Origin of the sequence: Streptomyces sp. NBC_01166 (assembly GCF_045039765.1) — a bacterium.
Lineage (GTDB): Bacteria > Actinomycetota > Actinomycetes > Streptomycetales > Streptomycetaceae > Streptomyces.
Genome location: NZ_CP108613.1, coordinates 6,208,540 through 6,221,797, shown reverse-complemented (window position 1 = coordinate 6,221,797; position 13,258 = coordinate 6,208,540). Strand labels below are relative to the sequence as shown.

At 70.1% G+C, this 13,258-nt stretch carries 9 protein-coding genes; 2 read left to right on the top strand and 7 right to left on the bottom strand.

The genetic code is table 11. The features are described 5' to 3' along the window. Positions 1-12: 12 nt before the first annotated feature. Positions 13-2,136 (bottom strand): type IIA DNA topoisomerase subunit B, encoded by a 2,124-nt coding sequence (locus tag OG379_RS28675; protein WP_405665857.1) that lies wholly within the window; start codon positions 2,134-2,136, stop codon positions 13-15. 433 nt (positions 2,137-2,569) lie between these two features. On the opposite strand from OG379_RS28675, the gene OG379_RS28670 reads away from it, so the two are divergent. Next, positions 2,570-2,803: a hypothetical protein gene (locus tag OG379_RS28670; RefSeq protein WP_104789587.1), complete on the top strand. Its 234-nt coding sequence runs from the start codon at positions 2,570-2,572 to the stop codon at positions 2,801-2,803. A 134-nt stretch (positions 2,804-2,937) separates the two neighbouring features. Here OG379_RS28670 and OG379_RS28665 read toward each other — a convergent pair whose 3' ends face one another. The 6 genes from OG379_RS28665 to OG379_RS28640 all read right to left on the bottom strand — a co-directional run bounded on the left by OG379_RS28665 (position 2,938) and on the right by OG379_RS28640 (position 10,954). After that, positions 2,938-3,768 (bottom strand): S1 family peptidase, encoded by an 831-nt coding sequence (locus OG379_RS28665; RefSeq protein ID WP_405665856.1) that lies wholly within the window; start codon positions 3,766-3,768, stop codon positions 2,938-2,940. Positions 3,769-3,898: 130 nt separating this feature from the next. Further along, a complete protein-coding gene (locus OG379_RS28660) occupies positions 3,899-5,446 on the bottom strand; it encodes an RNA polymerase sigma factor (protein WP_405665855.1) in 1,548 nt (515 codons plus the stop codon). 323 nt (positions 5,447-5,769) lie between these two features. Further along, on the bottom strand, positions 5,770-6,636 hold the full coding sequence (locus OG379_RS28655; protein ID WP_405668685.1) for a FadR/GntR family transcriptional regulator: 867 nt from the start codon (positions 6,634-6,636) through the stop codon (positions 5,770-5,772). Positions 6,637-6,817: 181 nt separating this feature from the next. After that, positions 6,818-8,563 carry an ATP-binding cassette domain-containing protein gene (locus tag OG379_RS28650; RefSeq protein ID WP_405665853.1) on the bottom strand — a complete coding sequence of 582 codons (1,746 nt, stop codon included), beginning with the start codon at positions 8,561-8,563 and terminating at the stop codon, positions 6,818-6,820. A gap of 146 nt (positions 8,564-8,709) precedes the next feature. Next, positions 8,710-9,474, bottom strand: a complete 765-nt coding sequence (locus tag OG379_RS28645; protein ID WP_405665851.1) for an NUDIX domain-containing protein — start codon at positions 9,472-9,474, stop codon at positions 8,710-8,712. Positions 9,475-9,604: 130 nt separating this feature from the next. After that, positions 9,605-10,954, bottom strand: coding sequence for a DUF4192 domain-containing protein (locus tag OG379_RS28640; protein WP_405665849.1), 1,350 nt, complete (start codon positions 10,952-10,954; stop codon positions 9,605-9,607). A 110-nt stretch (positions 10,955-11,064) separates the two neighbouring features. On the opposite strand from OG379_RS28640, the gene OG379_RS28635 reads away from it, so the two are divergent. Then, positions 11,065-13,236 (top strand): RecQ family ATP-dependent DNA helicase, encoded by a 2,172-nt coding sequence (locus tag OG379_RS28635; protein WP_405665847.1) that lies wholly within the window; start codon positions 11,065-11,067, stop codon positions 13,234-13,236. Positions 13,237-13,258 lie beyond the last annotated feature (22 nt).

The window sequence follows — 13,258 nt, the reverse complement described above, 5'->3', positions numbered from 1 at the left end:
GGGTGGAGAGCTTCAGACGTCGATGCGCGAGCGGTCCAGGGTGGCGGCGGAGCTGGTGATGAACTCCTTGCGTGGGGCGACCTCGTTGCCCATCAGCAGATCGAAGACCTGCTCGGAGGATTCCAGGTCGCCGATGTTGATCCGGCGCAGGGTGCGGTGGCGCGGGTCCATCGTGGTTTCCGCGAGCTGGTCCGCGTCCATCTCGCCGAGGCCCTTGTACCGCTGGATCGAGTCCTTGAACCGCACGTTCTTCCGCTGCAGCTCCAGCAGGGTCTGCCGGAGCTCGTTGTCGGAGTAGGTGTAGATGTACTTGTCCTGGCCCTTCTTCGGCTGGACGAGCTCGATCCGGTGCAGCGGGGGCACGGCCGCGAAAACCCGCCCTGCCTCGACCATCGGCCGCATGTAGCGCTGGAAGAGCGTGAGCAGCAGGGTGCGGATGTGCGAACCGTCGACGTCGGCGTCCGTCATCATGATGACCTTGCCGTAGCGCGCCGCGTCGATGTCGAAGGTGCGTCCGGAGCCTGCCCCTATGACCTGGATGATGGCTCCGCACTCGGCGTTCTTGAGCATGTCCGAGACGGACGACTTCTGAACGTTGAGGATCTTCCCCCGGATCGGCAGCAGCGCCTGGAACTCGCTGTTGCGGGCCAGCTTCGCGGTGCCGAGGGCCGAGTCGCCCTCCACGATGAAGAGCTCGCTGCGTTCCACGTCGTCGCTCCGGCAGTCCGCGAGCTTCGCGGGCAGCGAAGAGGACTCGAGCGCCGTCTTGCGGCGCTGAGCGTCCTTGTGCTGGCGGGCCGCGATGCGGGTGCGTGCCGCGGCCACCGCCTTGTCCAGCACCGCCCTGGCCTGAGCCTTGGCATCGCGCTTCGTGGACGTCAGGAATGCCTTGAGCTCCTTGGCGACCACGTTGGCCACGATCCGGTTGGCCGCCGAGGTACCCAGGACCTCCTTGGTCTGCCCCTCGAACTGCGGCTCCGCCAGCCGTACGGTGACGACTGCGGTCAGGCCCTCCAGCGCGTCGTCCTTGACGATGTCGTCCTCGGCCACCCGCAGCAGCTTGGAGGAGCGCAGGACCTCGTTCACCGTCTTCGTGAGGGAGCGCTCGAATCCGCTCACGTGGGTGCCGCCCTTGGGGGTGGCGATGATGTTGACGAAGGACCTGAGAGTGGTGTCGTAGCCGGTGCCCCAGCGCAGGGCGATGTCGACACTCAGCTCACGGGTGACCTCGGTCGCCGTCATGTGCCCCCGGTCGTCCAGGACCGGCACGGTCTCCTTGAAGGTTCCCGTTCCGCTGAGGCGCTGGACGTCGCAGACGGCCTTGTCCTGCGCCAGGTACTCACAGAATTCGCTGATCCCGCCGTCGTAGTGGAACGTCTCCTCGGTCTTGCCCTCGCCGCCGATGCCCCGCTCGTCGCGTACGACGATGGTGAGGCCGGGCACGAGGAACGCGGTCTGGCGTGCCCGCTGGTACAGGGTCTCCAGGTCGAGCTTCGCGTCCTTGAGGAAGATCTGCTGGTCCGCCCAGTACCGCGTACGGGTACCCGTACGCGTCTTGGGGACGCGCTTGCCCTTGCGGAGACCGTTGGCGGGGTCGAAGGGGCTGTCCGGCCCCTGTTCGGTGAAGATGCCCGGGACACCGCGCCGGAAGCTGATGGAGTGGGTGACACCGCGGTCGACCTCGATGTCCAGCCGGGCGGAGAGCGCGTTCACGACCGAGGCGCCGACACCGTGCAGGCCGCCCGACGCCGAGTAGGACCCGCCGCCGAACTTTCCGCCGGCGTGCAGCTTGGTCATGACGACCTCGATGCCGGACAGCCCGGTCTTGGGCTCCACGTCGACCGGGATGCCCCGGCCGTTGTCGCGGACCTCGACGGAGGCGTCGTCGTGGAGGATGACCTCGATGCTGTCGCAGTAACCGCCGAGAGCCTCGTCGACCGAGTTGTCGATGATCTCCCAGAGGCAGTGCATCAGTCCGCGGCTGTCCGTGGACCCGATGTACATCCCGGGGCGCTTACGAACCGCTTCGAGCCCCTCGAGGACGAGGAGGTGCCGCGCGGTGTAGTTGGAGCTGTCCCTGTCTGAGCCGCCTGCTCCGGTCAGCAGCGCAGTGGACGGCACGGAATCGGCGGTCACGCGGTTCGCTCCTCGCTGAATTTCATTTGGGGGCCCGGTGGGTATCGGGCTCGGCCTCGGTAGCCGCTGAGAGCCTACCGAGGCCTGGTAGAGCGGTTGTAACGCCACCCAGGGGGAATCCTTATGCTAGTCCAGCCTCGCATACGCGTTCGATCATTCGTTAGGGTGACGTGCACATCACGTTCCCTTCGAGGCATGAACCATTTAGGCTCCGGGCACGTCCTCATGAACAACCGGCAAGCCAGCCGGCGGACCGGCCCACACAAGCAACGCGAAACCGTAGCGCTACGCAATACGGCACATTCGCCGCCAACCGGCAACAGACAGCCATCCTGAGAAGAAGTTTCGAAGAAATGCCACGAGCGGGAACGTTTTCGGCCTGGTTGGATGTTGACCCTGGTACGACAGCTCGTCGAGCTAGAGAAGAGGCGACGTGACTACTGTTCTGACCCCCGCGAGCCCGCTGACCGCAGCAGACCGCTGTGACCGTTGCGGCGCCCAGGCATATCTGCGCGTCGTCCTGATCAGCGGCGGTGAACTGCTCTTCTGTGCCCACCACGGGCGCAAGTTCGAGCCGGAACTCAAGAAGATCGCCGCGGAAATACAGGATGAGACAGATCGGCTCACTGCCGTGCAGGCCAGTGCCGCCGACGAGGATCAACACTGACACCTCGCATCCACGACGAGCTATGGGCACGGTCCAGGACCGGCCGACGGGCGGCCTCCCCTCGGGGAAAGCCGCCCGTTCTCATGTGCTCCGACGCGATGTGGCGGTGACCGTGATGGTGCGGCCTCCGCGGTTCAGCTCCGGTCGGCCATCCAACGGATCGCCGCGGACACCCGGGTGTACACCCCGGGGCTGCCGGGGCTCCCGCAGCCGCTGCCCCACGAGACCAGCCCGATGAGGCGCCCACGGGCCACCAGCGGGCCTCCGCTGTCCCCCTGGCAGGCATCCCGCCCGCCGGCCCTGTCACCGGCGCAGAGCATCGATGAGGCGTCGTACGCGCCCTGCGTGCCGCCGGGGTAGGCGCGGGCGCAGTCGCTGTCCGCCAGCACCCGTACCGTGGCCGCGTGCAGCCCTGAGGCGTAGGCGCCGTACCCGGTGATGTCCCCCCAGCCGTACACGGTCGCCTGGGTGCCCGGTTCGTACGCCGCGTTTCCGGCCCCGGCCATCGGGATGACGCTGCCCTTCGGCAACGTCCTGGCCAGGGTGAGAACCGCCAGGTCTGCGGCGTTCGTGTGCGGGTCGTACCCCGGATTGACCCACGTCGATCGCACGGGGATCTCCTGGCCACCCGGCCCGCTCAGCTCGTCCCGCCCGGCGATGACCCGCAGATCCCGGACCTCCGGGACGGCGGCCCCCAGGACGTCCTCCCTGAGGCAGTGTGCCGCCGTGAGCACCTTGGTGGGTGCGACCGCCACTCCCCCGCAGAACTGGCCCGCCCGGGTTCCTCCGAACCGGTCACGGCTCGACAGGGCCACCGTCCACGGGCTGTCCGCGACGGCCACCGGCCTCCCGCCCACGATGATGCTGTCCGCCGCGGCGGGCACCGAAGGGCCGGGGGGTATCAGCGCCGCCGCGGCCGCAAGGGCGAACGCGGCGGGAAGGACACGGACGAGAAGGCGGGGCATGGAGACTCCTGACGCCGAGGTGAACAGTGCCCACTCAGCGTCATCCGCCCCGGTGCCGACCGCATGCGCACATGGGCTGGGGCCCGGAACCTGAAGAGGTTCCGGGCCCCAGCCCATGTGCGTCGGCGATCTAGTCGAGGTAGTCGCGCAGGACCTGCGAACGCGACGGGTGGCGCAGCTTCGACATCGTCTTGGACTCGATCTGACGGATGCGCTCACGCGTCACGCCGTAGACCTTGCCGATCTCGTCCAGCGTCTTCGGCTGGCCGTCGGTGAGACCGAAACGCATCGAGACGACGCCTGCCTCACGCTCGGAGAGCGTGTCGAGCACGGAGTGCAGCTGCTCCTGGAGCAGCGTGAAGCTCACCGCGTCCGCCGGCACGACCGCCTCGGAGTCCTCGATCAGGTCTCCGAACTCGCTGTCTCCGTCCTCACCCAGCGGGGTGTGGAGGGAGATCGGTTCACGACCGTACTTCTGGACCTCGATGACCTTTTCGGGGGTCATGTCGAGCTCCTTGGCCAGCTCCTCCGGGGTGGGCTCACGGCCCAGGTCCTGGAGCATCTGGCGCTGCACCCGCGCGAGCTTGTTGATGACCTCGACCATGTGCACCGGGATACGGATGGTGCGGGCCTGGTCGGCCATGGCGCGGGTGATCGCCTGGCGGATCCACCACGTGGCGTACGTGGAGAACTTGTAACCCTTGGTGTAGTCGAACTTCTCGACCGCGCGGATCAGACCGAGGTTGCCCTCCTGGATGAGGTCCAGGAAGAGCATGCCGCGACCGGTGTAGCGCTTGGCCAGCGAGACCACGAGGCGGAGGTTGGCCTCCAGCAGGTGGTTCTTGGCGCGGCGGCCGTCCTCGGCGATGATCTCCAGCTCGCGCTTGAGCTTCGGCGCGAGCTTGTCGGAGTTCGCGAGCTTGTCCTCGGCGAAGAGGCCGGCCTCGATGCGCTTGGCGAGCTCGACCTCCTGCTCGGCGTTGAGGAGGGGGACCTTGCCGATCTGCTTCAGGTAGTCCTTGACCGGGTCGGCCGTGGCGCCGGCGACGGCCACCTGCTGTGCAGGCGCGTCGTCCTCGTCGTCGTCGGAGAGGACGAAGCCCTTGTTCTCGCCCTCGCCCTCCTCTTCCTCACCCTTGCCGGCCTTGACTTCCTCGACCGCCTCGTCACCGTCGAGGAGCTCGTCATCCTGCTTGCCGGACTTCTTGGCGGCGGTCTTCTTGACCGCCGTCTTCTTCGCGGCGGTCTTCTTGGCAACCGTCTTCTTGGCTGCCGCCTTCTTCGCAGGAGCGGCAACGGCAGCGTCGTCGGCCGCCACGTCCGCGTTCTGGGCCGTCGGGGCGGCAGATGCCGCGACGGTCCGCGTCACGGCGGTCTTGGCCGCGACAGTCTTGGTGGCGGTGCGCTTGACCGGGCTCTTCGCTGCGACGCTCTTGCGGGCGCGCTTAGGCGACTCCGCGGCACTGACCATCAGCGTCACACCCTCTTCCTCGAGGATCTGGTTGAGGCTGCGCAGAACATTCTTCCACTGGGTTGGCGGAATCTGGTCAGCCTCGAAGGCCCGACGCACGTCATCGCCGGCGATCTGCCCATCAGCCTTTCCCCGCTCGATGAGCGCCATCACAGACTCGGACTCGGCGATCTCCGGCGGGAGCGTACGGGATGTGCTGGCCGACACGAACAACCTCTCGGAACGATGGAAACGGCTTCCGGCCCGGCCCTTGAGAGGGCTGGAACCGACGACCGTCGGCTGGGGATGTCGCCGACGGCGCGGGCTTGGCCTCAGAACTGCACAGCGCACTGTGTGGCTGCTGTATTCCTTCCGCGGCGGTCACCTCTTAAGTCATCGCACTGTTTCGAGGAGTGTTACGCCCAATTCGCGTGGCCCCAGTCACACCTCATTCGCGACAAACAGACCCAGAGGTCACATCTCCGCGCGAACCTGCCGCCGAACCCCTGGGCCCGGCAGCACACGGTTCGCATACCCCGGTCTGGCGGTGTTCAGTGCTCGCGAGGCGCGGGAACCACTCGCTCGCCTTCGGTGTGGCCGAACAGCAGCTGTCGCATCGCGGCCTCGGCGCCGGCGGAATCGCCCGACGCGAGGGCTTCCGCAATGCGTGCGTGGTGACCGAGGGACGCCTCGGCGGGCCGGTCACAGCCGGTGACGGGTCCACCGGAAACATGCAGGGCCGCCGACACGATCCCGGAGAGGTGTTCGAGCATGCGGTTGCCCGCCGCCTGGATCAGCAGGGCGTGGAACTCCGCGTCGGCCCTGGAGAACGTGATGGCGTCCCCCTGTCCCATCGCGTGCCCCATGATCTCGATCATGTCGCCGAGACGCTGCTGAATGTCCTCACGCCCGTGACCGGCGGCCAGCCGGGCGGCCAGCGGCTCGATGGTCCAGCGGAGGTCCTCCAGTTCGCGGCGCTGGTCATCACGCTGCGGGCCGAAAGCGCGCCATTCGATGATGTCGGGGTCCAGCAGGTTCCAGTCACTCACGGGGCGGACCCGCGTGCCCACGTTGGGCCGGGCACTCACCAGGCCCTTGGCCTCGAGAACGCGCAGGGACTCCCTCACAACGGTGCGGGACACCTCGAACCGCTGGCCGATCTCCTCCGGGACGAGCGGCCGGTCGGCACCGAGGTCACCGGAAACGATCATCTGGCCGAGCTGCTGGACCAGTTGGCCGTGAAGTCCACGGCCGCGACTGGCCGTGCCGCGTCGGCTCGCCCGCCCCAGTTCGGATTCGGCACCACCCCAGGAACGGAGGGCGGCGCGCTCGCCGGCCGGCGCCTCCGTGTACGGGTAGCGGTCGATTTCGCCCGGACCGGCGAGGCCGGAGTCGGCGGAGCGGGCGGCGGTCATCATGGTGTGCGCAAGGGTACTCACGCATCCTTTGTCGGCGCGGCTCACCCACCCCTTGAGGTCTTTGCTGAAAAGCACACGAAAGGGTGATCGGCACTCGCCTCTCAATTGACGCGTTATCAGCACAAATCGCATCTTTTCAGGAGAGTTGCCTGTAAGTAGCTGCAGGTGCCGGGCCAAACGATCACCAACGAGCTCTCCCTCGAAGGCTGGTGAACACATACGCGCAAATCAAGGCAGACAACGACAGGGAAAGCGCCAGCCCCACGGGTTGGGCCACGACCCGCACCGCGGCCATGGCCCAGCGGTCCGTCTCGTACGGCCACTGCGCCCAGCCCAGTTCACGCAGTCGGCCAGGGAGTCCTGTGATCGAACGCGCGGACGGTCCCGCGAGAAGCTTCTGCATCAGCGGCACCACAAGGACCGGGACTGCCAGTACGGCAGCGACTCCGGCAGCGGTCAGCCGGAACACACCCGCCCCGAGCAGGCCCGCCCAGGCACACCCGACGGACAGCCCCGCCCAACTGGCGGCGAGCTGCGGCGCGTTTGCCGGGATGGTCACCAAGTCGCCGCCGTAGACGAGGCGCAGGGCTTCGGCGTCCGCCAGTACGGAGAGCAGGGCGAGCAGCAGCGCGACGCCCGCCGAGACCACCAGCTTGGCCACCAGGAGTCCGAGACGGCGCGGGACCGTCCCCCGCCCTGCGGCGAGCGCCGGGTAGCGGAACTCGTCACCGAAGGAGAGGGCGCCCAGCAGCCCGGCCGCGAACGCGGCGGGCGGAAGCGGCAGCAGGTCCGGCCAGGCCACCAGCAGATCGGGCAGGGATGCCCTCCCGGATCGGGCCAGCAGCACGGAAAGGGCCGCCGACACGACCAGAACGGCCGCCATGATCAGGGCGGTTGTCCTGACGCCGAAGAGGCGGCGCAGCTCGTACCGCATGGGCCGGAGCGGACCACGGGCCGGACGCACGGGGATCGGGGGCGGCAGCTTCGAGACCGCCACGGCCGAGGCGGGCCCCGTCAGGACGGCCCTCACCGGACCGCCTGGGGCGACCACCGGGCCCGCGTCCCCGGTCTCGTCGGCGAGTTGATGGAGGGGGAGGCCGTGCCGGTACGCCGTGTCCCCGACCTCCGCGCAACTGCTGCCGTACACCGAGAGCCGGCTGCCGTCCTCGGCGACCACCTCGACCGAGCGCTGGGCAGCGCGGGCTTCGCGGCTCACCACTGCGGCCAGCCGGGCCGCGTGCGGCGTCCGCACGGCGACCCGGGGCCGCAGACGGGTGCGGGCGAAGTCGGCGACCTCCTGATCGGCGACGAGGCGCCCCTCGTCGATGGTGACCACGCGGTCGGCCGCGCGAGCGGCCTCCTTGGGATCGCCGGTCGTGTGCAGGACCGTGCCGCCCTCGGCCGCGTGTGCGCGGAGCAGACCGTGGAGCCAGCTCCTCTCGCGCGGCGAAAGGCCTTCGGTGGGCTCGTCCAGTACGAGCGTATGGGGGTCGCCGAGCAGCGCCGAGGCAAGACCGAGCCGCCGGTCCATGCCGGCCGAGAGGGTTCCGATGCGCTGGTCCCCCAGCCCTGCGAGGCCGACGACTTCGAGCAGTTCGTCCGCCCGGGAGGCGGGAACTCCCGCTGCGGCACAGAGCATGCGGAGCTGGCCGCGCGCGGTGCGCGCAGGATGCCCCGGCACGTCCCCGAGCAGCACCCCGACCTCGCGGGCGGGATGCCCGATGCGGTGCAGCGGGCGGCCCTTGAAGTAGGTGACGCCCCTGCCCGCTTCGAGTTCGAGCATCAGCCGGAGGGCGGTGGTCTTGCCGGAGCCAGGTGCGCCGAGGAGTGCGGTGACACTGCCGGGCGGGGCTTCGAAGGTCAGGTCGTCCACGACGGGCGGACGGTCGCGGTGGGGGGCGCTGGTGAGTCCGATGGCCTGGAGCATCGCTTCTCTCGCTGAGGGTGAGACCGCTCGGCGGCAGGGTGGATTACCTCAGCAAGATAACGCGACATTTCAGACTTTTTGCGCACCGGTGCTTCTATGGGCGTTCCGCAGGTGCGCGCGGCGGGGGCCCGCGGCTCGGGCCCCGCTCAGACTTCCGGCCTCAGCATCGGAGGGTTGAGCACGGTCGCCGCCCCTGCCCGGAACAGTTGGGCAGGCCGGCCCCCCTGGCGCGTGGTCGTCCCGCCGGACGGCACCAGGAAGCCGGGCGTGCCCGTGACCTTGCGGTGGAAGTTCCGGGGGTCCAGGGCCACACCCCACACCGCCTCGTACACCCTGCGCAGCTCGCCGACCGTGAACTCCGGCGGGCAGAACGCCGTGGCCAGCGAGGAGTACTCGATCTTCGAGCGGGCCCGTTCCACCCCGTCGTCGAGGATCCTCGCGTGATCGAAGGCCAGCGGCGCGGACTGCTCGCCGTCGCGGGCGAAGCCGCCCCCTGGCCCGAGCAGGTCCTCGACCGGTGCCCAGCGGGCGCTGTTCGCGTCCCCGCCCGCACGAGGAGCCGGGAGGTCTGGCGCGAGCGCGAGGTGCGCGACGCTGACGACCCTCATCCGGGGGTCGCGCCCCGGGTCGCCGTAGGTGGCGAGCTGTTCGAGATGGGCGCCGTTCCCGACGGCGGGGGCGGCCGGATCGTGAGCACAGAGCCCGGTCTCCTCGACGAGTTCACGCGCTGCCGCAGCAGCGAGGTCCTCATCGATCCTGACGAATCCGCCGGGTAGTGCCCACCGCCCCTGGAACGGCGATTCGCCTCGGCGTACCACCAACGCGCAGAGGGCGTGACGTCGCACCGTGAGGACAACCAGGTCGACGGTGACAGCGAAGGGAGGGAAGGTCGACGGGTCGTAGGGCGGCATGCGGGAATCATAGTCGTCTCCCTGACGATAAACACTCCCTTCGCAACACCGGTTCCGCGCCCTGCTCCGGTTGCCTCCCCCGCGTGGCCGGCCGGGCGGAGGGCTTCCGTCCACACCCGCGGCATGTACTTCAATCGCGGCTCCCGGCACCACGCTGACCCAGCCGCCGGGTGGTGTCACGGGCCCGGCCCCGGCTCACGGACGAGCCCGGACGGGAGGCGAGGCCCGGTGCCGGCCGCTCCGTCCCCCTCCGTTTGCGCCTCGCGGCCGGAGTGCGCGGGGGCCGGGACTCGGCCCTTCGCTCCGGACGGCGCCCGCTGCCGCGTTCGCGCGGGGCGCCGGCGCTTCCGCTCTCGCGCAGCGTGCGCTCCCCGCGGAGACAGCTGCGCAGCGTCTCCGGATCCAGTCCTTGATTGCACGCCTGGTGCAGCAGCTGAGCGAAGGTGTAGTCGGGGTCCGCGCGCAGAGCGAGCCCCAGTGCCACCCTGGCGCCCGCCTCGTCGCCGGTGGACCACGAGACCCAGCCGGCCAGCGTGAGCGGCGCCGCGGCGTGTTCCACGTACGGCCCGACACACCGGCGGGCGAGAGCGCGCCACAGCCGGAGCGCCGTCCCGGCCTCGGGGCCCTCCATCCACTCGGCGGCCCGGTCCCTGGTCTCGCGGTCCTGAAGGCCCAGGATCAGCGCCGCCGCCTCGTCGGGTGCGATCAGGACGTCGTCACCGCCGTCCGTCCCCTCCGAGCCGGAGGGCGGTGCGTTCCCCATGCGTTCCATGAGGTCCCGCGCGAGCGCGAGAGTCTCCCGCGCCACCTCCCCGCGCCCGTCGACATCGAGGATGCGGGAGACCAGGGCGGCACCCGCCGAGTCCAGCGCCCGCTCCTGCTCCTGTGCCGCCGCGGAGTCCCACGGCACGAGCCGCGCCTCCATGTCCCGCAGCGACCCACGCACCTGAACACCGGCGTACGCGGCTGCGGCCGCCATCACCGTGGTCCCGGGGAGCGCCAGCGGGTTGCCCTCGGGCGGACAGCAGCGGTCATCGGGGCAGCAGTAGGACCAGTAACGGCCGTCGGAGATGCAGAGCGCTTCGAGGACGGGAACGTCGAGCGCCCCGCAGGCCGTGCGCAGGCGCTGGGCGAGCGGCCTCAGCCGCTCCATGGTCTGCGGCGCGCGCTCTCCCTCCGCCGGGTCCTGGCAGAGGAAGACGACAATCGCGTCAGGCCGGGATTCGCGCCTCTCGCTTCCCGCGATCAGGCATCGCGCCAGCTGCTCGGCGACCGGCGCCCACTCCTCCGGTTCCTGCGGGATGCCCAGCCTGAGCCGACCGCCGAAGCGGCCCCGGCCGCCGTGCAGGGCCACCATGACCACACTGTCGTTCGGATGGAAACCCATCAGGTACGGAAGGGCGTCGGCGAGTTCGGCGGGGCCCCGCAGGGTGACCTGCTGAGCCTCGGACGGTCCGGTGGTTTCGTCGTGCTTGTTCATGGCATGACCGTCCCGCGGGCCGCGGATTTCCGCGACCCCTGTGGATAACTTTGTCCACAGGCACGGACCACCGTTCGCGGTTTGTCGTAGGCATCGGGTTGCATGGGGGCATGACCAACGCAGACCGCGCAGAGCTCAGGGCCTCGGCCGACTCCGTACTCGCCCGTCTGGTCGGGGACGCCACCGGCACAGCCCGGCTGCGCGAGGACCAGTGGCGGGCCATCGAGGCCCTCGTCGCCGACCGGCGCAGAGCCCTGGTCGTCCAGCGGACCGGGTGGGGCAAGTCCGCGGTGTATTTCGTGGCGACATCGCTGTTGCGCGCCCAGGGCAGCGGGCCGACGGTCATCGTCTCGCCCCTGCTCGCCCTCATGCGCAACCAGGTGGCGGCGGCGGCCAGGGCCGGTATCAGCGCCCGCACGATCAACTCCTCCAACACCGAGGAGTGGGACACCGTCCAGGCCGAGGTGGCGGCGGGCGAGGTGGATGTGCTGCTGGTCAGTCCCGAGCGGCTCAACAATCCCGATTTCCGGGACCAGGTGCTGCCGCGCCTCGCCGCGGCCACGGGTCTGCTGGTGGTCGACGAGGCGCACTGCATCTCCGACTGGGGCCACGACTTCCGGCCGGATTACCGAAGGCTGCGGACCATGCTCGCCGATCTTCCGGCGGGCGTTCCCGTGCTCGCCACGACGGCCACCGCCAACGCCCGGGTGACCGCGGACGTCGCGGAGCAGCTCGGCACGGGGGCGGGCACGGACGCGTTGGTGCTGCGGGGCCCCCTGGACCGGGAGAGCCTCAGTCTCGGGGTGCTCCAACTGCCCAACGCGGCGCACCGTCTGGCCTGGCTGGGCGACCATCTCGGAGAGCTGCCGGGCTCGGGCATCATCTATACGCTCACGGTCGCGGCCGCCGAGGAGATCACGGCCTACCTCCGCCAGTGCGGGCACACTGTCGTGTCGTACACCGGCCGTACGGAGAACGCCGACCGCCAGCAGGCCGAGGACGATCTCCTGGCCAACCGGGTCAAGGCGCTGGTGGCCACGTCCGCGCTGGGCATGGGCTTCGACAAGCCCGACCTCGGCTTCGTCGTGCACGTGGGGTCGCCGTCCTCGCCCATCGCCTACTACCAGCAGGTCGGGCGCGCGGGCCGTGGAGTCGAGCACGCCGAGGTCCTGCTGCTCCCGGGCAAGGAGGACGAGGCCATCTGGCAGTACTTCGCCTCGGTCGCCTTCCCTCCGGAGGAGCAGGTCCGCCGGACCCTCGACGTCCTCGCCCAGGCCGGCCGGCCCCTGTCGCTGCCCGCCATGGAACCGCTGGTCGACCTGCGGCGCACCCGCCTCGAGACGATGCTCAAGGTGCTGGACGTCGACGGTGCGGTGAAGCGGGTGAAGGGCGGCTGGATCTCCACGGGCGAACCGTGGGTGTACGACGCCGAGCGTTACGCCTGGGTCGCGCGGCAGCGGGCGGCCGAGCAGCAGGCGATGCGCGACTACGCCTCGGGGACCGGATGCCGCATGGAGTTCCTCCGGCGCCAGCTGGACGACGAGGAGGCCGCGCCGTGCGGGCGCTGTGACAACTGCGCGGGCGCGCGGTTCGACGACAAGGTCTCCACCGCCGCCCTCGACGGGGCGCGCGGCGAGCTCGGCAGGCCGGGTGTGGAGGTGGAGCCGCGCAAGATGTGGCCCACGGGGCTGTCCGCGGTGGGGATCGATCTCAAGGGCCGTATCCCCGCCGGCGAACTGGCCCTCCCCGGCCGCGCGCTGGGCAGGCTCTCGGACATCGGCTGGGGCAACAGACTCCGTCCGCTGCTCGCGGCGCAGGCACAGGACGCCCCCGTCCCCGACGACGTGTCGAGCGCGGTCGTCACGGTGATCACCGACTGGGCGAAGGGCCCCGGCGGCTGGGCCTCCGGAGCCCCGGACGCGGCACACCGGCCGGTCGGTGTCGTCACGGTCGCCTCACGCCGCAGACCCCAGTTGGTCCACTCACTCGGCAGCCGCATCGCCGAGGTCGGCCGGATGCCCCTGCTGGGCACGGTCACCTACGCTCCGGGCAGCGAGGATCTGCGCATCTCCCAGACCAACAGCGCGCAGCGGGTGAGGGCGCTGCACGAAGCCCTCGTCGTGGAGCCCGCGCTGGCGGAGTCGCTCGCATCCGCGGGAGGGCCGGTCCTGCTCGTCGACGATCTCGCCGACACCGGGTGGACCCTCGCCGTGGCGGCGCGGCTGCTCCGGCGCGCGGGAGCGGAGGGAGTGTTTCCGCTGGTCCTCGCAGTCCAGGCCTGACGATTGGCTTCGTTCGCCGCCG